We start from the raw sequence: 22,242 nt of genomic DNA on the forward strand, positions 1-22,242 counted from the left end.
TCTCATTGCTATTAACTTACAAGCATCAGTTTTTCGCGATCCAATGCTATCAGTATAGTTGAAACGATAGCTTCAAATGATAATCCTGCATCCTTATATTGACTTGCTGGCGCATCGTGGTCAAGTAGTTGATCTGGCATATACATCGGTCGGAACTTTAATCCCTTATCAAAAAGCCAGTTTTTCGCCAAAATGTCGGTTACTTGCGCTGCAAAACCACCAATGGATCCAGCCTCAATCGTTAATAAGACTTCGTGATTTTTTGCTAGCTGACAGACTAACTCTTCATCAACAGGTTTGGCAAAACGAGCATCAGCAACAGTGGCTGTGATGCCGAGTTCCTTAAGATGAACGGCGGCCTTCAAGCTATCCTCAAGACGGCATCCTAAAGATAGAATTGCAACTTTAGATCCTTCGCGAATAATACGTCCTTTGCCAATTTGTAAGATTTCAGCAGGCTGAGTCAGATCTAATCCCAGTCCATTACCCCGTGGATAACGGAAGGCAGAAGGGGCATCATCAATCGCATGGCTGGTTGCAACTGCATGCTTGAGTTCAAGTTCGTCGCTTGGTGCCATAATGACCATGTGAGGCAGACATCCTAAAAAGGCCAGATCATAACAGCCCGCATGGGTTGCCCCATCGGCACCAACAAAACCAGCGCGATCCATGGCAAAACGAACAGGCAATTTTTGTAACATGACATCATGGACAACCTGATCATACCCACGTTGCAGGAATGTGGAATAAATGGCGGCAAAAGGTTTTAACCCATCACATGCAAGGCCTGCTGCAAAGGTGACTGCGTGTTGCTCGGCGATGCCAACATCAAAACAACGGTCAGGGAATTCTTTAGCGAACAGGTCAAGGCCTGTACCTGATGGCATGGCTGCAGTGATAGCCACCACCTTATCATCTTGACGGGCTGTTTCAATTAACGCGTCTGCAAAGACTTTTGTATAACTTGGTGTCGACGCTGCTGTTTTGTGTTGTTTTCCTGTATCAACATCAAATTTGACAACGCCGTGATACTTATCATCTGCAGATTCAGCCGGCGCATACCCGTGCCCCTTCTTTGTGACAACATGAATTAAGACAGGACCATTTTCCTTACGATCACGGATATTTTCCAGAACGGGAATAAGTTGGTCGAGGTCATGGCCGTCAATTGGACCGACATAAAAAAAGCCCATTTCTTCAAACCACGTGCCGCCAGTAACCATGCCACGCGCATATTCTTCAACGCGACGGGCTGCGGTCTCTAGTGGTTTCGGTAGATAACTAGCAGCTTCCTTTGCTATTGACCTGAAGGACTGATAGGGACGGGATGAGATCAGTTTTGAAAAGTAATTGCTCATGGCACCAACGGGTGGTGCAATTGACATATCATTATCGTTTAAGATCACAATCAGGCGGCTTTTCATAGCGCCTGCATTGTTAAGCGCTTCATAGGCCATGCCAGAGCTCATGGACCCATCACCAATGACGGCAATAACGTTATTGTTACCTTGGTTTAAGTCGCGTGCTATTGCAAAGCCGAGGGCTGCTGATATGGATGTCCCAGCGTGAGCTGCCCCAAAGGGATCGTATTCGCTCTCTGAGCGTTTTGTAAAGCCAGAAGGGCCGTCTTTTTGACGTAACATTGGCATGTCTGCTCGGCGACCTGTCAGAATTTTATGCGGGTAGGCTTGGTGGCCTACATCCCAAATAATTTTATCTTTTGGCGTGTCGAATACATAATGAAGCGCAACCGTCAGCTCAACCACACCAAGGCTTGCGCCCAAATGGCCCCCTGTTTTTGAGACAACAGAGACCGTCTCATGGCGCACGTCGGATGCAAGTTCTTTCAACTGAGTGCGATCCAATGATTTCATATCACGGGGAATTTGTACGCGATCAAGTAACGGTGTGGTGTTCACGGTTGGTATCCTTTATGCTAAACGACTTAGCGCTTGTTCAACTTTTAACTTTGTTTGCTGAGCCGTTGCCAGACGTTCTTTAAACTCATCAATAATTTCTGATTTTGCCTTAGAGATAAAATCGGCATTCCCGAGACGAGTTTCAAGGGTTGAAATTTCCTTAGCCTGTGCTTCAATCTCTTTTGCAAGGCGAGCCATTTCAGCTTCGATGTCGATGCTGCCTGCCAGTGGCAGGACAATAGTTGTTTCGCCCACGATAAACTGAACTTCTCCCTTTTGTAAGGTTGGGGTCGCCGATGTGATTGTTAGCTCAGAAATCTTCCCAAGTTTCTTAAGAATGACTTCGTGACGACGAATGCGATCTTCAACCTTTTGCGTGACTTCAAAGAAACTCAATGGGGTTGGTGCACTTGGTGGCACATTGAATTCACTTCGGCGTGAACGCAGCTCTGTCACTAGATTAACCAGCCATTGCATTTCCTCAACAGCTTCGCGGTCTACGTATTGACTGTCAGTTTGTGCGCGGCCATAGGTTGGCCATTCTGATTCCAGTAACATCTTACCGTCGCCAAAATCTTCCCATAGTTTTTCGGTGATAAACGGCATAATTGGGTTAGCAATTCTTAAGAATTCGCCTAAAACCCAGCTTGCTGTTGTACGCGCTTCGGCTAGGGCATCCGCATCATCCACATTCGCAAAGATTGGCTTGAGGAATTCAAGGTAAAAGTCACAGAATGTTCCCCAAAGGAAACGATATAAATCATTGGCTGCATCATCAAAGCGATAGGTTTCGATAGATTTATAGACGCGGCTTGCCAGTTCAGCAACTTCGCTAATGATCCAACTATTGACTATAAGTTTTGTCGTTGTCGGGACAAAGTCAGCTTGGCGCGTACAATTGTTCATTTCCATGAACCGAGCGGCATTCCAGATTTTTGTCATAAAGTTACGGCCACCTTCGACACGGGATTCACCAAGTTTTAGGTCACGACCCGGAACAGCTAAGCTGGATAGGGTAAAGCGCAAGGCGTCGGTTCCAAACTTGTCGATCAAAGTCAGGGGATCAATAACGTTGCCCTTAGACTTTGACATTTTTGCCCCTTTTTCATCGCGAACAAGAGCATGGATATAGACTGTTTTAAAGGGAACGTCGCCGATAAAATAGAGCCCCATCATCATCATCCGAGCAACCCAGAAAAAGATGATGTCAAAGCCCGTATCCAAAACGTCGGTTGGATAATAGCGCTTGAGGAGCGTTTCATCTTGCGGCCAGCCGAGTGTTGAGAATGGCCATAGGGCTGAGGAAAACCAGGTGTCTAGAACGTCTGTATCACGGGTCAACTTAACATCTGCGCCAAGTTTGGATCTGGCTTCGGCATAGGCTTCTGCTTCGGTTTCCGCTACAAAGATTGTCCCATCCTCGGCAAACCACGCCGGCACTTGATGGCCCCACCAAATCTGGCGAGAAATACACCACGGTTGGATATTCTCGAGCCAGTCAAAGTATGTCGCATTCCAGAATTCTGGAACAAATTGAGTTTTACCGGAACGCACGGCTTCTAGGGCAGGTTGTGCAAGCTTATGGGCATCCAAGAACCATTGATCGGTCAACATCGGTTGAATTTCTACGCCCGATCTTTCGCCAAAAGGAACAGCGTGCATGACCGGTTCAATTTTCTCAAGGATTTCGAGTTCTTCAAGATCCGCAATAATCGCTTTGCGAGCTGTGGCAACACTAAGACCGCGATATTTCTCTGGCACGCTATCGTTCAAGTGTGCGCGGGTATCCATAATATTGATCAACGGCAAATTATGGCGACGGCCAACTTCAAAGTCATTGAAATCGTGAGCAGGGGTAATTTTAACGGCACCTGTTCCTTTTTCTGGGTCGCAATACTCATCGGCAACGATTGGAATTTCTCGCCCGGTTAGAGGCAGTTTAATCATTTTGCCAATGAGGTCTGTATAGCGCTCATCCTCTGGGTGAACGGCCACAGCTGTATCGCCCAGCATTGTCTCAGGACGTGTTGTCGCGATCGTGATTGTTTCAGAAGATCCAACGATCGGATAGCGAACATGGTACATATTCCCTTTGGTATCTTGGGGGATAACCTCAAGGTCAGAAACTGCTGTCTGGAATTTCGGGTCCCAGTTGACCAATCGTTTGTCGCGGTAAATCAGTCCATCTTTATAAAGTTGAACGAAAACTTTGCGAACAGCTTCGCATAAATCTTCATCCATGGTAAAGCGTTGACGCGCCCAATCCGGAGAGATCCCTAATCGGCGTTGTTGACGAACGATCTCACCACCTGAATATTCTTTCCATTCCCAAATCTTTTTAATAAAGTCGTCACGGCCCAAATCATGGCGTGTGATTCCTTCTTTTTCGAGATTGCGTTCCACAACCATTTGAGTTGCAATACCTGCATGGTCTGTACCAGGTTGCCACAAAACATCATAACCACACATGCGTTTAAACCGAATCAAGACATCTTGAAGTGTATAGGTTAAGGCATGGCCCACGTGAAGGCTGCCCGTCACATTCGGTGGCGGCATCATGATTGTATATGTTGGTTTATCAGAAGTTGGGTTGCAAGAAAATCGGCCGGATTTTTCCCATGTTTCATAGAGTTTTGGTTCAACGTCTTGTGGATTAAAGGTCTTGTCAATCATGGTGCAATCTTATTATTTAAAGTATTCAAGAAACATATTATTGAACCCTACCGTATTTTTAAAAATTTGTAAACGGTTGGCGTTTGAGAGATTGTTAGTCCCATGAATGTATTAGGAGGTTCCCTCATCGATTAATTGTTGCGCTATTCTTTGCCGTTTATTCTGCCTGAGGGTATTAATAACCTCCTGTCGCAATGATTGGGGTACTGGAATTTTAGCTTTTACAAGTGCAACTAGATAACTACTCCGATTTTTTATGTCTGAAATACCGAGTGCATATTGATAGGGTTCAATTGGCTTGCCGTCAGTATCCTTAATAGTATTTAATAAATTGAGTGTACCAAAGCCAAAAGCCCCCTTAACTGCAGCATCTAGCACTTGTTTGTTTAATCCATCAGGTATGGGTTCAAGTTCTGTAAGTAACGCATCCAAAAAAAGACTTTTAATAGAATCATCTTGGATTTTTAGTCCGTATGAGTAGGGTTCAATTGGTTGTCCATCGTCATCTTTAAGTCCACCATTCTGGGAAAATAGTTTGTAGGATGGGTATGTAGCACCTTTGATTAATATAATATCGTCAAAAACGGCCTTGTTAAATTCTTTGGGGATCAAATTCCCGTAATTAATGAGAGCTACAAAAAAATAAGCTCGTTTTTTTTCATCAGGAATACTTAACCCAAAAAGGTACAAGGGCTCATCAATTCCATTGTGCATTAGTTTTATTTTGCTGCTTGTATACATATCGAGAAGTTTTTCTGCTTCAGAGTTCGTTCCTTGTTCAGATGATAATACCGTTTCCCAAAACCATGCATTGTTCTGGTCAAAATCTTTATCCATTAGACGAATAAGTTCAAATTTCTTGTCTGATAAGGGGGGGAGCAGAGCAACCTTTTGGGCTAAACTTTGTGCTTCAATGTAAGGATCCAATGTTCTTGGTTTCTTATAGTCAATCTCTGGGTGGTTTTTAACAAATTCGATAGCCTCATCAATTTTATCTGTATCCAAAAGGTTGTAGAGATCTTGAGCAAGAAAATTGTCCTGACTTCTTAATTTAGAATCCCCTCCGTTAATATATCCATGGAGACGTTGAAGGTTGTTAGGCCCGTTTCCTGCTAATAGTCCATCTATACTAATCTGTTTGGAAAGCCATTGATCTAAATCCTTGTCGATCATCTTTCTTAGTTCTTCTTTATATTTCTTCATTGTACTTGCGGGGATAGGGTTGTACTGATATTGAAGAACCTTAACTTTGCTAGGGTCATGGAAAATTTCTGGTTTTAGAAAAAGACGTGCTTGTAAGAATTTGAGATCTAGATTAACTGGTTGTGATTGTTTGTTTCTTAGGGTAGTCAATAGATCTTTTATCGAATGAGTTATTTTACCATTAAATTCATAATCAAACTTGCGACCATATGAGCCAGAGGCATATCCAACCTCATCAAGAATGTCTGGTGCAATAAAAAACTGGAACATTCGAGCGCTGTTAATCTGATAGGATTGTGTTAGATGTTCAAAATCAGCCCAAGTTAGGTTCAGGCCAATTTTATCCAAAAATTCGTTTAATGCAGATTCTATGTGAGGGGGGTTTACTGATTTATTTTTGCTAAAAAACATGTAGCTAGATTCTCCTTCATCATCAAGATTCCCGAATAAGAATGGATTTACGGATAAGCCCAGTTCAGAGTATTTTGTGCCGTCTATTTTACCGTGATCGCTCGCCTCAGTTTCTGCCTTTTCTTGTATAATCTCAAACTTTTTCATAAACTCAGTCACGCTTGGAATGTCTTTAAACTTATTGTCCAGGGCTCGCAGGACAGTCACATCATCACTGTGATGCATGGCAAGGCGGGCCCGGTACTCACTGATCACATCGTAAAACAATCCAATTTCACCAACAGCCGCGTGATAGAACACGTACCAACCGTTAAAGGTTCGTTCTGCCTCCATCATTCGTGCGAACTGATGCTTTTCAAAGTCAGTTATTGTGGCGTCAGGGTACTTGTCAAAGAACGCAGCGACCATTCCGGGGATTGTGTTTTCGTATCCGGGTGCCAGAATGTGGCTCAAGAAATATTCAGTTGCTGTTATTTGGCCAATTTCTGGTAATCGCTGATCTTTATCTTTTTGAGCGCGTGACTTTATCTCCCCCATCACTTGTGCGTGTTGGGATAGGCTCATGTCAGTCGCAAAGACAAGAGAGATCATGGTCAAAAGTGATAAGATAAGTTTTGGCATAAATTATTCCTTGGATAGACTCCGTCATCCTCGATTAGAAAATCTAAGTTTTCACCAGAAAACGCTAAGAATTTCTTGATCGGGGATCCAGGTTATATTAGAAAATGCTGGATCCCCGATCAATCAAAGCTATGGCTTTCTGGTGAAACCCTAGCTTTGCTAGCCGAGGATGACGGGCGTGCCTGATGTCTCTTATGTCGAACTGACGCTCAATAAAAGAATACAGCAAATTCATTAAATATTTATGAAAACTCGAATTTTTTTGCCCACACTCAGGAGGCCGTATTTTTGAAAAGTTGTAAACGGTTGGGATTATGTTAGCATAAGTCTATCGTAGTTTTGATGAGACGAAATATGTTAGCGCTTTTATCTTTTTTCCTTAAGCGATGTTGCGAGTCTTACGCTGACTGGAAAAAAGCCCGAGGATTTAGTGTTAAAGGTTGTCTCTCCGGATAAATCTGAACACTTAATGAGGGTGTGTTTGAGAGCAGTCAGTTCTTCATCATAAAGATATAGAATCTTCCCCTACTTGCTATTTTTATCAAAATCGGGCAATTTATATGTAATTACATTTAATATATAACAGGAATAGTTCATGGCCTCAGTTTTTGCTCCCATTCATAAGGATGGCGTTAAGTTTGTTCTTATTTTCTTTATTATTTCAATGCTGTTGTATGCCTTGTCTCATACGCTTGGTGTCATTGGTTTTATTCTAACCGCGTGGTGTGTTTATTTCTTTCGTATGCCAGAGCGCGTAACGCCGACTCGTGAGGGGTTAATCGTTTCTCCTGCGGATGGTATGGTCAGCTTAATTACGGATGTGGTCCCGCCAAAAGATTATGGTTTGGGTGAAGACAAACTTACTCGGGTTAGTATCTTCTTGAATGTTTTTGATGTTCACGTTCAGCGTACTCCAATTGCTGGATCCATTGAAAAAATTATTTACCACCCCGGTAAGTTCTTGAATGCTTCGTTGGATAAAGCCAGCGAAGACAATGAACGTCAGACAATCGTGATCAATAATGGTAAGGTTAAGATTGCTTGCACACAGATTGCAGGCCTAATTGCCCGTCGTATCCTATGTCAGACATCAGAGGGGCGCTCCATGTCAATTGGTGAGCTTTATGGCCTTATTCGTTTCGGTAGCCGCGTTGATGTTTACTTGCCAAAGGGGGTCGTACCGTTGGTCTGTGTTGGTCAACGCATGATTGGTGGTGAAACTGTTATGGCTGATATGCAATCTAAAGAAACAGCTCGTGAAGGAGTTCAAAGCTAAGAATGACTGATCGCAAAAAGAAACCAGCACGTATTGAAAACTTAAGACGAAAGCTGCCCGAACGGATTCGGGCAACGCGTGATCGGATGTCTAATGTTAACTTGATTATGTTCCTGCCAAACATGACAACGGTTATGGCATTGTGTATGGGCTTAAGTGCGGTCAGATTTGCTTTGCAATCACGTTGGGAATTTGCCGTTGGTGCAATCTTTCTGGCAGCGTTATTCGATGCAATGGATGGGCGTATTGCACGCATGTTGAATGCAACAAGCCGATTTGGAGCAGAGTTAGATTCGTTATCTGATTTTATTAGCTTTGGTGTTAGTCCGGCTATTGTTATTTACCTTCGATCTCTCCATGAATGGCAAGGAGCAGGGTGGTTATTTACCTTGTACTTTGCCGTGTGTTTGGGATTGCGTCTGGCTCGTTTTAATACCATTAGTATCGAAGGTCGTGAAGCTTCTGGATCTGAGAATTTCTTTATGGGATGCCCGGCACCAGCGTCTGCTATATTGGCTTTGATCCCGACCATGTTAAGTATTGAATTTTCTGATTGGTCATTGTGGTCCTCTGCTTGGTTGAATGCTATTGTTCTGTTTTTTGTCGGGTCTTTAGCGATCAGCGTCGTTCCAATGTTTTCTTTTAAGAAAGTTAATATTGATCGTAAGTTCTTCCCCCTTGTTTTAGTCGGTTTAACATTCCTAGCTGGTGCCTTATTTACAACACCATGGATTACTTTGTCCGTTGTCATGTTCGCTTATGTTCTAAGTATTCCGATTAGCTATCGAGTTTTTACAAAGATTAGTTCGTCTGCCAATCATGATAAATAACTGCGACAGCGAGTGTAGTGCTTGTTTTTAGGATTTAGTATGAGATGTCATTTATAGGGGGATTATATGACAGAAGATATTCGGTACGTTGATACAAAAGTTGTTAACTGTGATGGCAATGGATCTGCTGATGGTCTGGGGCACCCCAGTGTCTATCTGAACGTCGGGAAAGAGGGGAAGGTTGAGTGTCCTTATTGCAGTCGGCTTTTTATCTATGAGGGGACTGGTGACGATCATCATTAGGGTGACATATCTGCCAATTATTATGTTGACTAGTGCATTCTCATTTTCTCAGGATGTTGTAAGTGAACAATCCTATTTGCTTAAGTCTACACCTGATGTGACAAGAGTATCCTATTCACCTGTTGGTTTTATTTGTGACGATCTCTGCTTGTCCATCCTTTCATGTTTTTGTTGCTGTGTTGCGCCGGCTGAGGAACCTGATGATAGGGAGCAATATTTATCTTTTGGTTGGAGCGAAGAGCATAATTAAGGCAATTTCACCTCTCCCCTTGTGGGGGGTGAGTTTTCCTTTAAGCCGCAGCGCGGTACTGATTAACGAAAGTATTGTGTTGCCCTAGGGATGAGCTAAAATTATGTCCACCTGCACCATTGGCGACAAAGAATAGATCTTTGGTTGTCATGGGTTGCAGGGCAGCTTCAATGGCTGCTTTGCCGGGGCAACAAATAGGGCGGGGTGGTAATCCTTCGATCAAATACGTATTATAAATCGTTTCTGATTTTAAATCGTTCTTTGTAATTTTACGTCCGAGTTTGCTTTTGCCAAGGGTGATTCCGTAAATAACAGTCGGGTCAGCTTGTAAACGCATGCCCCTTTTCAGACGATTCGTAAAAACACCGGCAATGCGTTTACGTTCGTCTTTACGCCCTGTTTCTTTTTCAACAATCGAGGCCATTGTGAGTGCCTCTAAGGAGTTTTCATAGGGCACGTCGGTTTTGCGTTTGTTCCAAGTTTCAGCTAAAACTAGAATCATTGCTGCTTCCATGCGATTGACGAGACTTTGTTTTGTATCACCATAGACATACGTATATGTATCTGGAAGCATGAACCCTTCGGCTGGAACGTGGAGTATTTCGCCCTTCAAAAGGTCTATTTTATTGATTGTATCTATAATCTCGTGGGCTGTTGAGCCTTCAGGAAAGGTAATTTTGTGAACAATAACTTTACCACAGCATAAAATACGAACAATTTCTGTAGGGCGCGCGTGGTTAGGAATTAAAAATTCACCGGCCTTAAGTTTGCCCCATTGTCGATCAAGAGCTGCAGCTAAATAAAATGCGTAGCGATTGCTGATCAGTTTTTTTGACAGAAGGAGCTCGGCAACATCATCCATCCCCATCCCTTTTTCAATGATAACAGCTTCGTCTTTTTCATGGGTCACTTGAGTATAGACGCCGCCTGGGCCATAAAAGAGCCAGCCCATAGCTGTAGAAAGAATAAAAAACAAAACAATTACAAGTTTCTTGAACATACAAACTTCCTTATATCTGTGATAATTTTTCTGCTCATGTTCATTAAATATAAGGATCACTCTAGCAAAATGCACGGAATATTTGGTTTAATTCATTTTTGAGGTGAGTAAGAGTGATGATTTATTTACCAAAAATTAATGAATTTGATATATAGTCATACCAAATATTCAAGATGAAGAAGCATGTTCATGCAGAACAAAATCAAATCAATCCTGTTCATAACCTTGTTGTCGTCCACGGCAATAACCTCGCTGAATGCAATGGATCCGGCGGGGGCGTCATCAGCCTCGCATCAGCAAGCGCAGCAAAATAATTGGGTTATTCATCCGTTCGAAGGTGAGCTTGGGCTGAACACATTCTCAGGTTTCTTGAAGACATTTTTTGTGGAAAATGGTAATTCTTTCCCCAAATTTCAACCTGAGGCTGTAAAGACATTACGGGATGATTCAGTAGTTGTTGTGAAATTAGCGGATTCTTTTGGTCAGGGAATACCTAAAGATTTATTTGTTAGATTGTTGGGAGCTACGGCATTTCAGAATAGATATCAGAATGTGATTATTCAGCTTTTGCAAAATCCGGACTATCGTCTGCCAGAGACAGATGACTCTAATATCAAATGGGACGCAGATAAGGCGCAATTCTATGTTGATATTCCTGGTTTTAGAGATGATCGTGGTTATAAGGTAGGTGCTCAAGTCGTTAGTTGGCCAGCGTTCCGTCAATACATCACTGTTGATGTGAAGGCATCGCCATCCTTTGATATGTTCATGAAAGCACGGGAGCTTGCGAAACAGGGTATGTCCACTGTGGAATCAGCTCTAAACCAACAAGTCACTGCTAAGAATCGAGATGAAGTGCGTAAAACTCTGACGACCTTATTAAATAAGATTAGAACGATTAATTTTAAAGAGCTTGAGAATCTGTATGGTCACTATGACATATTGGAGTGGTTAAAGAACAAGAAAGATGAAATTGCAATGCGTCTCGAGGCACTGGGACCTGTTCCGGCGCAAGGGGAAGTTTTGCATATTATTCCTTCAAGGGATTTAACTTCTGCATCAAAAACAAATGGGCGCACAGAAAGAGTGGTTCTAAAATATAATAACCAAAAAGTTTTGGACCTGTCTCTAGGCGAATCTGAAGGGCAGACTTATAAGTTGAAAAAACCAGAAAATGCGTCGGATGATTGGTTAGATCATTTAACTTATGACCTTTATTATCGCTATTTTGGGGGGCCTGATACTAGTATTAAAGTTAAGGAAAATGTGACTTTGGGGGCAGATCCATTGCATCGCTCAGAATTGGCTCTCTATTGGGATGTTATTCGCTTGGGTGACTTAGCAACTCAGGGACTGAAGTTTGCTCCATCTCAGGAGGTTGTGACCTATGTTAAGAATTTTAATGGACAATTAAATATTACATCAGATGATCATTATACTCCTGAGTTTATTTCATCAATTTTGGTTGCTCTGCGTGAGAAACAATCAATTATCAGAGAGATCAATATAAATGGTGTTCAATTGTCGAAAGAAGATTGGAAAAATATTGTTAAGATGCGTTCTAGAACCATAAATACCATAACTCTGGTTGATTGTTTCGCGAAACCTGAAGATGTCTTGATTCTTTTTCCAAAAGAAATTTCTGAACAGAGTTCAAACTTTGGGATTTCTTTGGATGCAATACAGTTTAAACAACTCACTATAGGTGGTTCTAATATCACGAGGTATGCGGAATTCTTAAAGGAAACGGGAATAATTCGTTTTATTAATTATAGTTATGTGGGAGCAGTATTTGACCCTCCTCAGATTGAGATTAACCTTGTTTATAGATCACAGTATCCTCAGCCAGATCAAGATAGTCTATTAGCAAACTTGAGAGATAGCCTGGAGTATGTGACAAAAGCTGAAAAAACTGCTCGTAAGTCGCTCGTAACGTTTAATAAATGGAATCTATATCGTGGATATATTAAACGTGATCCTGAGACAGGCCGATTTATTTTTGATATGAGCTAAGCGTGGTAAAACCATTTATACTCAACTTAGCTAAAGATACGGAATTCTCTAGTCATTCCATTTGACTCCCCGACTATCTCACTGCGTTGCTCGTGTGCTAGGTGTATACGTCGCTCCTGATTCCTTGTCGGGAAATCAACTCAAACGACTATACCTGCGTATCTTTGGTCTCAATTTTCTGGTTGCCCTTCGCAGAGAGAGTCTGCTATCTTTCACCTTCAACTAAGATGAGTGTAGATAATTTAAAAATCTCTGTTGTCTTGTTTGTAGGGTTTGCTATCCTATTGGTATATTCTGTATGGGAGAGGCCAATATGCAGCCACAAGTGATCAGTTCTCAGGATTTATTTGCTAGAGCTTTAGAGAATAATGAGGGTGTATTAGCCTCAAATGGGGCGCTTCGTGTTCTGACGGGGCAGCGTACAGGGCGATCTCCTAAAGACAAATATATTGTTCGAGACTCAGTGACGGAATCAAAGGTTGCTTGGGGTGGGATGAATCAAGAGATTTCGCCTGAAACTTTTGAGCAAATCTGGCAAGAGGCGCATAGTTCTCTTTATGCTCATCCAATCTATGAAGATCGATTGCAGGTGGGGTCGCACCCCAGTTATCACACAACGGTTCATGTTCAATGTAACTTTGCTTGGCATACATTATTTTGTCAGGATCTGTTTATTGTTCCGGAAGTACCATTGGCAAAAACCGAATGGCACCTAATCAATGCTACTTATTATACACCTGATGCCAGTAAATACGGCTTGAATGGCCATGCTGCTGTGGTTCTTGATTTTACCCACAAGCGCGTCCTTATTTGTGGGACTCATTATGCAGGCGAGATGAAAAAAGCCATGTTCTCTGTCTTGAACTTTCTTTTGCCGGATCAAGACGTTTTGCCGATGCATTGTGCGGCTAATAAAGGCGCTGATGGCAAGACAACACTGTTCTTTGGTTTATCTGGAACAGGCAAAACAACGTTGTCGGCGGATCCTGACCGGCAACTGATTGGCGATGATGAGCATGGCTGGTCATCGGATGGCATCTTTAATTTTGAGGGTGGGTGTTATGCTAAGTGCATTCGGTTGTCTAAGGAAGGTGAGCCGCTGATCTGGGATGCGATTCGTCAGGGATCAATCATGGAAAATGTTGTCTTGGATGCCAATGGTGTGCCTGATTATGATGATGCTTCGATAACGGAGAACACGCGCGTTGTTTACCCGTTAGATTTTATTCCGGGACGAGCAACTGAACTTGTGCATGGACATCCCAATAGTGTTGTATTTTTGACGTGTGACTTATTTGGTGTATTGCCACCTGTTGCGCGGCTTAATCATGATCAGGTTATTGACTATTTTTTGACGGGGTATACAGCCTTAGTAGGAAGTACAGAGTTTGGGGCAGGCAAGGGAATCAAAACAACGTTTTCTGCTTGTTTTGGAGCGCCATTTTTTGCGCGCCCACCGCAAGAATATGCTGCATTATTGGTCAAACGCCTAAAGGAGACAGGGGCAGAGGTTTATCTTGTGAATACAGGCTGGGGCGGTGGTTCTTACGGAGAAGGGGGGGAACGTTTTCCATTAAAAGTAACACGTCGTATTATCTCAGCAATTACCAGCGGTGAGATTCGTAACTGTCATTATGAAAAACTTCAGCCATTTAATCTGGATATACCAACAGCGTTAGGGGATATTTCTTCATCGACCCTGAATCCAAGGCTTGTATGGAATACAGAAAAATACCAAGAAGCTGCGGATAAGCTTTTAGACCTTTTTATGCACCATAAAGGTTAATCGTTATACCTATTCTCAGAAATAGCCTTGCGGATGGATTCAAGGACGAGGCTAAGCAAGCCTACATATAGTAGGTGTGCAAAACCAATGTTCCACAAAATGCGCCGTAGGGCTATTTCTAAGAATTGGTATTAACTGATTTTGGTGGAAATAACAGATACAACACTGGAATAATGATAAGAGTTAGAAGGGTGGATGTGATTAATCCTCCAATGACAACTGTTGCTAAAGGCTTTTGAACTTCTGCTCCCGTACCGGTTGCAAGAGCCATAGGAATAAAACCAAGTGAGGCAACAAGTGCTGTCATAAGAACAGGGCGAAGTCGGGTTGTTGCTCCTTTGATTATTGCGTCAATTGGTGTTGTTGAGTTTTGTTGAAACTCTTTATTTATTGTCGTTACCATCACTAATCCATTGAGAACAGCTATACCCGATAGGGCAATAAAACCAACTGCAGCTGATATCGAAAAGGGAATTCCCCGTAAAAATAGACTTAAGACACCGCCGGTTAGTGCTAGGGGAATAGCTGTAAAGATAAACGATGCACCTAAAATTGAATTAAGCGCTGAAAAAAGAATTAAAAAGATAGCAAGAAAACACAGTGGGATAATCCACAACAGTCTTTCTTTTGCTTGCGCTAAATTTTTAAATTGCCCGCCCCACTCAATCCAATATCCTGTGGGTAGTTTAATATTAGCTAGCTTATTTTGCGCTTGTTGGACAAAGGTATTCGTGTCAGATCCACGGATGTTTGCTTGAACAGTAATACGTCTTTTTCCGTTTTCTCTGCTTATTTGGTAGGGACCGTCTTCAATAACTACAGACGCAATTTCTCGTAGTGGAATTGATGTGAATTTTTCCTCTGATTTCGTTAGTGTCGGCGTTAATTTCTTGATTGGATCTTTAAGGAATATGGGTAAATTATCAATCATCACTAAATTTTCTCGATAAGATTCATTTAGTTTAACGATAATATCAAAGCGTTTGTCCCCCTCGAACACAAGTCCTGATGGTTTCCCGCCAATTGCAATGCTTATTGTGTTTAAGACAGTGCTGACATTTAACCCTAATCTCGCCATTTTATCATAATTCAGTTTTATGTTGAGCATTGGGAGCCCAGTTGTTTGCTCTACTTTGACATCAGTTCCACCTTTTGTTTTTTGTAAAATTTCTGCAATGTCTGTTGCAATTTTATTGAGTTGCGCGAAATTATCGCCATATATTTTGACGGCAATGTCAGCCCTAACTCCTGCAATAAGTTCATTGAAACGCATCTGTATTGGCTGTGTAAATTCATAGACGTTGCCAATAAGAGAGTGTAGTCTTTCTTCAAACTTATCAATAAGTTGAACTTTTGAAATAGTAGGGTCTGGCCATTGACCTTTGGGTTTCAATATAACAAACGTATCTGATGTGTTCGGTGGCATAGGATCGGATGCGACTTCTGCTGTTCCTGTTTTTGAGAAAACATAATCAACTTCATCGAATGATTTAAGAGTCTTTTCAACATTAAATTGCATATCTTGTGATTGAGTTAGGGACGTACTTGGAATTCTGACTGCATGCACGGCAAGATCTTGCTCATCAAGTGTTGGTATGAATTCTTGCCCTAAGTGTGTAAAGAGAATAAACGATATAATAAAGAAACTACTTGCGGCTAAGATTATTATTTTAGGGATCTGCAGCGATTTTTTTAATATAGATAAATATAACCTATCAAGCTTTTCAAGGAAACCGTGGTTATTGTGTGCTGATGTTGATTTAATGAAAAGTGCTGCCATAGCGGGAACAAATGTTATTGATAAAACAAAGGCTGATAGTAAGGCAATGATAACGGTAATTGCCATAGGATAAAACATCTTGCCCTCAATACCAGTAAACGTAAGAAGCGGGACGTAAACTAGAATTAAAATCATCTGCCCAAATAAAGTTGGTTTGCTCATTTCTTTAGTTGATTCTATGACCTCTTTGAGACGTTCTTTTGTTGTTAATATATGGGAGTAGCTTTGTAAGCGACGAATATAATTTTCAATGATAATTACAGTTCCGTCAACGAGAAGGCCAAAATCTAGGGCACCTAAGCTCATAAGATTCGCGCTAGTTTTTGTCGCAATCATTCCCATAGATGTAAAGATCATTGTCATGGGAATAATTGATGCAGTGATCAGTGCAGCGCGTATGTTTTTAAGCATCAAAAAAAGAACAATAATAACAAGAAGTGCACCTTCAGCTAAATTTTTTGCAACTGTATTCAGTGTTGCGTTGACAAGTTTTGTTCTATTTAAAACGACCTCGGCCTTTATACCGGTGGGAAGATTATTTTTAATACTCTGAAATTTTTCATGTGCAGCTGTTGCTACGTCTCGACTGTTGGCGCCAATAAGCATTAAGGCTGTACCGACGACAACTTCTTGGCCATTTTTACTTGCGCTGCCTGTTCTTAGCTCTTTACCTATTTCTATGGTTGCTACATCTTTCAGATAAATCGGGGTTCCGTCACGAGTTGCAACAACAATGTTTTCTAGTTGAGGAATGTTTTCAATTCTTCCATCTGAGCGTACATTAAGTGATTCTCCGTTTCTTTCGATGTATCCTGCGCCAATGCTTACGTTGTTTTGTTCGATGACTTGTGTTATGTCTTCAAAACTCAATCCAAGAGCGATTAATTTCTCTGGGTTTGGTTGGACATGAAATTGCTTAACATAACCACCTATTGAATCAATCCCAGCAATGCCGGTTATAGCTCGCATTTGTGGCTTAATCAACCAGTCTTGCAGAGTGCGCAGATAACTTAGTTTCTCGATGGTGGTTTTAAGAATGGTTCCTTCAGGTGTTATATAATCACCGTTTTTTTGGAACCCAATTTGGCTATCAGAGGATTGTTGAGCTGTGTCATACTGCAATGTCCACATATATATTTCCCCAAGTCCAGTAGAGATTGGCCCCATTTTGGGGTCTACATTGTTGGGGAGTATTTCTTTAGCTTCATTAAGCTTTTCTGTGACCTGTTGTCGTGCAAAATATATATCTGTTGAGTCTGTGAAAATTGCTGTAACTTGTGAGAATCCATTCCGTGATAATGATCTTGTTGTTTCTAGTCCGGGAATACCAGACAATGCCGTTTCTATTGGAAATGTTACTTGATTTTCAACTTCAAAAGGTGAAAACCCGGGAGCTAATGTATTGATTTGGACTTGGGTATTCGTTATATCAGGAACTGCATCAACTGGCAGATGTTGCCCCAGGTTTATCCCTAGAATGATAGTCATGGTAACAAGAGCAATGACTGTGTATCTGTTATGAGTTGCAAACTTTACAATCGATTCTAGCATATTATGTCTCTAATGTCCGTGTTCAGCTGTTTCTTTCCCAAGTTCAGCTTTTAAAAGAAATGTGTTTTTAACTGCAATTTCATCACCAATTTTTAGCCCTGATTTAACTCTGATAAAATCACCCTTATCTGATCCATGGATAATAATGTTTTGAGCTGTGAAACCATCTTTGTTTTTTATAAAGGCAATTGATTGGCCGTTTATCTTTTGTAATGCCGTTGCTGGGATTGTAATGTAATTCGCACTTTCTTCAGTAGTTACTTGAGCTGTGATAAAATCTCCGGGGTGCCAGTCGTTATTCGGATTATCTAATTCAACAATAGCTCTGCCTGTACGTGTTGCTTCATTAATTACGGGACTGAGGAAGATTATTGTTGACGTTGTTGGTGTTGATTCTGAACTAGGGAAAATATCAACATTTTGCCCCTTTTTCAATATAGCTAGGTCTTGCGCAGGGATTGAAAGGTTAATCCAGACTTTGTTTGTATCAGCAATAATAAAAACCTGATTTTCAGGTGTTATGAATTCACCCAGTGATATATGTCTTTCAAGAATTTTACCTTTTATCGGTGATTTAATGGAATAGATGTTTAGGGGTTTTGTTGTGGTGGGAAGATTGTTAATTTCATCTTCTGTCATGTTTAAGGCTAATAATTTTTGACGTTTTTGATCCAGATCGATTTTAGATGTTTCGTAAGCATTACGCGTTTTAAGATATTCCGTTTCGGCTTTTATTTTATTTTTCATTAACCGTTCTTCTCGTTCAGCAAGATCTTTCTTTAATATTGTATCCTTATATGCAGCGATATAAGTAGACTTGGCCTCAGCCATATCACGACTTTCAATAATTGCTAATTCTGTTTGAGGGGTAACAGAGTCCCCGAGGTTTGAGAAAACTTTACGAACGACACCGTTAACAGGGGAAATGACATGGAGAAGTGTATTTTCATTTAATCCAACTTCGCCTGGGATGATGAGTTTGTTTTTAATATCTTTTTCTTTAATGATCTGGGTTTTTATTGAAAAGCGATTAATTTCTTCATCGTTGAGTCTAATGATGTTGATGGGTTTAATCGCTGGTTTTTCATCAACTTCTTCTGAATTTATATTATTCTGGGAGAAAAAAAGATAAACAAGAATAACAAGTGTTATAGCAACTGCCGAGTAAATACTTCTTTTAAAAAACATAATTAAATTTTCATAAGCGTTATTAATTCATATTAGGGTCTATTTTTTTAATTTTTTGTAAATATCCTTAATTAAAAACCGGTAGAGACCAGAACTGGACTATGTTAAACTAGGTGCAGAATCTGTATTACATCGGTGAAGAAATGTCCAAAAAAACAATCGCAGTGCTTATGGGGGGATGGTCCAATGAACGTGAGGTATCTTTGACATCGGGTGGAGCCATAGCCAAGGCTTTGCGCGATAATGGACATACCGTTAAGGAAGTTGATGTAACCCGCGATATTATCAAATTAACCCAAGATCTAACCCCTAAGCCGGACGTTGCTTTTATTGCGTTGCATGGAACGGGGGGCGAAGATGGTGTTATTCAAGGGGTTCTTGAGACAATGCACATTCCATACACACATTCGGGTGTGACGGCATCGGCCATTGGTATGGATAAAATGATGTCTCGCAAGATTTTTGATTGTGCAGGGCTGCCAACACCTGTTAGTAAGGTCATCAGCGTTTCTGATCTGAAAAAGGGGCATCCGATGTCTGTTCCTTATGTGGTAAAACCAATTGCTGAAGGATCAAGCCGAGGGGTTTATATTATTCGTGATTTGAGTGAACCTGTTGCTTTTGATCCAAATTGGCCTGATTCCAAGATGATTTTGATCGAAGAGTTTATTGATGGCCGTGAAATCCAAGTTGGTGTTGTTGGAGACAAAGCAATTGGGGCGATTGAGATTTGTCCTGTTCAGGGGTTTTACGACTATGAAGCAAAATATACTGATGGCAAAGCTGTCCATAAAATGCCTGCCCCGTTGAGTGAACCTGCTTATGCCACGGCGTTAGATATTGGGTTAAAGGCCCATCTTGCACTAGACTGCCATGGAGTGTCTCGATCTGATCTGATGTATGATGAAAAGAAAAATCAATTTTATTTGTTAGAAATTAATACGCATCCTGGAATGACCCCGTTGTCGCTATTGCCAGAGATTGCTGCTCATAGTGGCATGTCATTTAATCAGCTTGTCGACTGGATTGTGGAGAATGCCAAATGCCACCAGTAAAACGAGCTCGCCCTGTTCGTCGGAAATCAACAAAGCTATCTTTTGGTAGCTTTATTACTTCTGTACAATCTTTGTGGCAGAATCCAAAAAAATTACGGAACGGAGCAACAGTTTTGAAACGCCGACTTGCTATTGCATCGGCGTCTGCTGCGATCACGACCGTTGGTTACATTATCTTGGCGGGATATCCCGGCATTTGGTGGGATTCTTTTGCATCATCTGTGGCTGAAAAAGCAGGGCGGGTTGGTTTTACATTATCTGAAGTTTATGTATACGGTCGTAACAATACTGAATCACAGCGGTTGTTAGAGCAGATTCAGTTGAAAAAAGGGGATTCAATCCTTAAGTTTTCACCGGATGAGATTCGAGATCATATTAAGCAAATTTCATGGGTTCGAGATGTAACTGTACAACGAAAGCTGCCAGATTCTCTTTATATTTCGATTGAAGAGCGAGTTCCAATTGCCTTGTGGCAGCATCGCCAAAAGCACTATTTAGTGGATGCAGATGGGGTTATTATATCTGATAAAAATATTCAGGCTTATGTGCATCTTCCTGTTGTTGTAGGTAGCGATGCGCCGCGTCATGCGCCAAAACTATTATCATTGCTAGATCAGGTTCCTGATTTAAAAAAACGTGTGGCTGCTATAACGTGGGTTGGTGAACGCCGTTGGAACCTATTGGTAGATAAAACTATCGAGGCAAAACTTCCTGAGAAAGATCCGGAAGGAGCGTTGAAACGCCTCATTAAAGTTTTGGGAAATCCTAAAATTGATTTTAGTCAGGTTAAATCTATTGATTTGCGCCATGGGACTCAGGTATCTCTAAGAATGACAAATGCAGGTGAGATTCACCTAAAGGAAAAAGGGACGGCAACCTAAGTTAGGATGCTGACGATCGAGGAATGAGGGAATAAAATGCACGAATTTGATTTTGATTTGGGTGAAATCGCGAGCAGTGTACGCGATATGGTTCGCCAATTTGCAGCAGAACGGATTGCGCCACGTGCGGCAGCAATTGATGAAACAAATGAGTTTCCACGGGACTTATGGCCGGAGCTTGGTCAATTAGGATTACTAGGTATTACGGTTTCCGAGGAGTTTGGTGGTTCAGGTATGGGATACCTAGAACATGTTATTGCTATGGAAGAAATCTCACGGGCTTCTGCATCTGTGGGGTTAAGTTACGGAGCGCATTCGAACTTATGTGTTAATCAAATCTCCTTGAATGGGACAGTTGAGCAAAAACGTAAATATTTACCTAAACTTATTAGCGGCGAGCATGTTGGTGCTTTGGCTATGAGTGAACCGGGCGCAGGGTCAGATGTTGTCAGTATGCGACTAAAGGCTGACAAGGTTGATGATGGTTATGTTTTGAATGGTAATAAGATGTGGATTACCAATGGCCCTGATGCTGAAACTTTGGTTGTTTATGCCAAAACAGACGCATCAGCCGGGTCAAAAGGGATTACAGCATTTTTAGTGGAGAAGGGCTATAAGGGGTTTTCGACAGCTCAAAAACTAGATAAACTTGGGATGCGAGGATCCAATACGTGTGAATTGGTTTTTGAAGATTGTTTTGTCCCTGAAGAAAATATTTTGGGTGAGCTTAATCGCGGCGTCAAAGTCTTGATGAGTGGTCTTGACTATGAGCGCGCTGTCTTGGCTGCTGGTCCTTTAGGGATTATGGCGGCGGCTTTGGATTATTGCTTGCCGTATGTTCGTGAACGTAACCAGTTCGGTAAAGCAATTGGTGAATTCCAGCTGATCCAAGGAAAAATTGCAGATATGTATACAACGCTGAATTCTAGTCGTGCTTATGTTTATGCGGTTGCAAAAGCCTGCGATAAGAAAAAAGTTACACGGCAGGATGCTGCTGCCACTATTTTGCTTGCAGCAGAAAATGCAACGAAAGTATCCCTTGATGCCATTCAAATCTTTGGTGGCATGGGGTATATTAATGAAACTCCGACAGGCCGTTTGCTCCGCGATGCTAAACTTTATGAGATTGGCGCCGGGACATCTGAAATTCGCAGAATGTTAATCGGTCGTGAGCTGTTTTCTGCTGGATGATGTCGATATTATTTATCAACCAATCTAAAAATCTGTTAGAATACAAAAGCAATATTTTACAAAACTAAGAGCGAACAAATGTCTTATTTATCAACCCGACTCTCTCTAATTCAACCATCACCAACACTAGCAATGACTGCCAAAGCAGCGCAAATGAGAGCCGAGGGTATTGATGTAATTGCTCTTAGTGCGGGTGAACCTGACTTTGATACTCCTGATTTCGTCAAGGATGCTGCGAAGCTTGCTTTGGACAAAGGCATGACGAAATATACCCCTGTTGACGGGTTGCCTATTCTTAAAAAAGCGATTCAGGCAAAGCTCGCTAAAGATAATAGCTTGTCCTATGATTTGGATCAAATTATGGCGGGCAC

At 41.5% G+C, this 22,242-nt stretch carries 16 protein-coding genes (1 of these 16 running past the window's edge); 10 read left to right on the plus strand and 6 right to left on the minus strand.

The features are described from left to right. Window positions 1–11: 11 nt before the first annotated feature. The 3 genes from dxs to KF820_07915 form a co-directional block, all read right to left on the minus strand. On the minus strand, window positions 12–1,919 hold the full coding sequence (gene dxs, locus KF820_07905; protein MBX3458261.1) for a 1-deoxy-D-xylulose-5-phosphate synthase: 1,908 nt from the start codon (window positions 1,917–1,919) through the stop codon (window positions 12–14). 12 nt (window positions 1,920–1,931) lie between these two features. Continuing rightward, entirely contained in the window at window positions 1,932–4,592 is a 2,661-nt protein-coding gene (locus KF820_07910; GenBank protein MBX3458262.1) for a valine--tRNA ligase, read from the minus strand. Between the two features lie 111 nt (window positions 4,593–4,703). Next, entirely contained in the window at window positions 4,704–6,827 is a 2,124-nt protein-coding gene (locus KF820_07915; GenBank protein ID MBX3458263.1) for a hypothetical protein, read from the minus strand. 595 nt (window positions 6,828–7,422) lie between these two features. On the opposite strand from KF820_07915, the gene KF820_07920 reads away from it, so the two are divergent. The 4 genes from KF820_07920 (at window position 7,423) to KF820_07935 (ending at window position 9,426) form a co-directional block, all read left to right on the plus strand. Beyond that, complete coding sequence (locus tag KF820_07920; GenBank protein ID MBX3458264.1) at window positions 7,423–8,103, plus strand: phosphatidylserine decarboxylase; 681 nt, start codon at window positions 7,423–7,425, stop codon at window positions 8,101–8,103. A 2-nt stretch (window positions 8,104–8,105) separates the two neighbouring features. Continuing rightward, complete coding sequence (locus KF820_07925; GenBank protein MBX3458265.1) at window positions 8,106–8,933, plus strand: phosphatidylcholine/phosphatidylserine synthase; 828 nt, start codon at window positions 8,106–8,108, stop codon at window positions 8,931–8,933. Window positions 8,934–8,999: 66 nt separating this feature from the next. Next, a complete protein-coding gene (locus KF820_07930) occupies window positions 9,000–9,176 on the plus strand; it encodes a zinc-finger domain-containing protein (GenBank protein MBX3458266.1) in 177 nt (58 codons plus the stop codon). Continuing rightward, window positions 9,160–9,426, plus strand: coding sequence for a hypothetical protein (locus KF820_07935; GenBank protein MBX3458267.1), 267 nt, complete (start codon window positions 9,160–9,162; stop codon window positions 9,424–9,426). The genes KF820_07930 and KF820_07935 overlap by 17 nt, the downstream gene beginning before the upstream one ends. A gap of 40 nt (window positions 9,427–9,466) precedes the next feature. Here the strand turns inward: KF820_07935 and mltG are convergent, their stop codons facing one another. Beyond that, complete coding sequence (gene mltG / locus KF820_07940; protein MBX3458268.1) at window positions 9,467–10,426, minus strand: endolytic transglycosylase MltG; 960 nt, start codon at window positions 10,424–10,426, stop codon at window positions 9,467–9,469. A 189-nt stretch (window positions 10,427–10,615) separates the two neighbouring features. Here mltG and KF820_07945 point away from each other — a divergent pair, with 189 nt between their 5' ends. Together KF820_07945 and KF820_07950 are read left to right on the plus strand one after the other, a co-directional pair. Then, the gene (locus KF820_07945) at window positions 10,616–12,439 is read left to right on the plus strand and encodes a hypothetical protein (GenBank protein MBX3458269.1); all 1,824 of its coding nucleotides are present in this window, start codon (window positions 10,616–10,618) and stop codon (window positions 12,437–12,439) included. 313 nt (window positions 12,440–12,752) lie between these two features. Then, window positions 12,753–14,225, plus strand: coding sequence for a phosphoenolpyruvate carboxykinase (ATP) (locus KF820_07950; protein ID MBX3458270.1), 1,473 nt, complete (start codon window positions 12,753–12,755; stop codon window positions 14,223–14,225). Between the two features lie 118 nt (window positions 14,226–14,343). On the opposite strand, the gene KF820_07955 is transcribed toward KF820_07950, so the two are convergent. Continuing rightward, window positions 14,344–17,556: a CusA/CzcA family heavy metal efflux RND transporter gene (locus KF820_07955; GenBank protein MBX3458271.1), complete on the minus strand. Its 3,213-nt coding sequence runs from the start codon at window positions 17,554–17,556 to the stop codon at window positions 14,344–14,346. Window positions 17,557–17,565: 9 nt separating this feature from the next. Beyond that, window positions 17,566–18,744, minus strand: a complete 1,179-nt coding sequence (locus KF820_07960) for an efflux RND transporter periplasmic adaptor subunit (protein MBX3458272.1) — start codon at window positions 18,742–18,744, stop codon at window positions 17,566–17,568. Between the two features lie 143 nt (window positions 18,745–18,887). On the opposite strand from KF820_07960, the gene KF820_07965 reads away from it, so the two are divergent. The 4 genes from KF820_07965 to KF820_07980 all read left to right on the plus strand — a co-directional run. Beyond that, window positions 18,888–19,799: a D-alanine--D-alanine ligase gene (locus KF820_07965; GenBank protein MBX3458273.1), complete on the plus strand. Its 912-nt coding sequence runs from the start codon at window positions 18,888–18,890 to the stop codon at window positions 19,797–19,799. Then, a complete protein-coding gene (locus KF820_07970) occupies window positions 19,787–20,680 on the plus strand; it encodes a cell division protein FtsQ/DivIB (GenBank protein ID MBX3458274.1) in 894 nt (297 codons plus the stop codon). The genes KF820_07965 and KF820_07970 overlap by 13 nt, the downstream gene beginning before the upstream one ends. 36 nt (window positions 20,681–20,716) lie before the next feature. After that, on the plus strand, window positions 20,717–21,871 hold the full coding sequence (locus KF820_07975) for an isovaleryl-CoA dehydrogenase (GenBank protein ID MBX3458275.1): 1,155 nt from the start codon (window positions 20,717–20,719) through the stop codon (window positions 21,869–21,871). Between the two features lie 78 nt (window positions 21,872–21,949). Beyond that, a protein-coding gene (locus KF820_07980; protein MBX3458276.1) for a pyridoxal phosphate-dependent aminotransferase crosses the window boundary here: on the plus strand, window positions 21,950–22,242 show its start. 910 nt of this gene lie beyond the right edge of the window; the window shows 293 of its 1,203 coding nt (coding positions 1–293); it begins with the start codon at window positions 21,950–21,952; its stop codon lies off the right edge, out of view.

The sequence above is a fragment of the Candidatus Paracaedibacteraceae bacterium genome, from assembly GCA_019636055.1.
GTDB lineage: Bacteria > Pseudomonadota > Alphaproteobacteria > Paracaedibacterales > Paracaedibacteraceae > Paracaedibacter.

Coding starts and splice junctions, on each gene's coding strand:
- KF820_07910 (MBX3458262.1), bottom strand. CDS start 4,592: ATGATTGACAAGACCTTTAATCCACAAGACGTTGAACCAAAACTCTAT.
- KF820_07915 (MBX3458263.1), bottom strand. CDS start 6,827: ATGCCAAAACTTATCTTATCACTTTTGACCATGATCTCTCTTGTCTTT.
- KF820_07920 (MBX3458264.1), top strand. CDS start 7,423: ATGGCCTCAGTTTTTGCTCCCATTCATAAGGATGGCGTTAAGTTTGTT.
- KF820_07925 (MBX3458265.1), top strand. CDS start 8,106: ATGACTGATCGCAAAAAGAAACCAGCACGTATTGAAAACTTAAGACGA.
- KF820_07930 (MBX3458266.1), top strand. CDS start 9,000: ATGACAGAAGATATTCGGTACGTTGATACAAAAGTTGTTAACTGTGAT.
- mltG (MBX3458268.1), bottom strand. CDS start 10,426: ATGTTCAAGAAACTTGTAATTGTTTTGTTTTTTATTCTTTCTACAGCT.
- KF820_07945 (MBX3458269.1), top strand. CDS start 10,616: ATGCAGAACAAAATCAAATCAATCCTGTTCATAACCTTGTTGTCGTCC.
- KF820_07950 (MBX3458270.1), top strand. CDS start 12,753: ATGCAGCCACAAGTGATCAGTTCTCAGGATTTATTTGCTAGAGCTTTA.
- KF820_07955 (MBX3458271.1), bottom strand. CDS start 17,556: ATGCTAGAATCGATTGTAAAGTTTGCAACTCATAACAGATACACAGTC.
- KF820_07960 (MBX3458272.1), bottom strand. CDS start 18,744: ATGTTTTTTAAAAGAAGTATTTACTCGGCAGTTGCTATAACACTTGTT.
- KF820_07965 (MBX3458273.1), top strand. CDS start 18,888: ATGTCCAAAAAAACAATCGCAGTGCTTATGGGGGGATGGTCCAATGAA.
- KF820_07970 (MBX3458274.1), top strand. CDS start 19,787: ATGCCACCAGTAAAACGAGCTCGCCCTGTTCGTCGGAAATCAACAAAG.
- KF820_07975 (MBX3458275.1), top strand. CDS start 20,717: ATGCACGAATTTGATTTTGATTTGGGTGAAATCGCGAGCAGTGTACGC.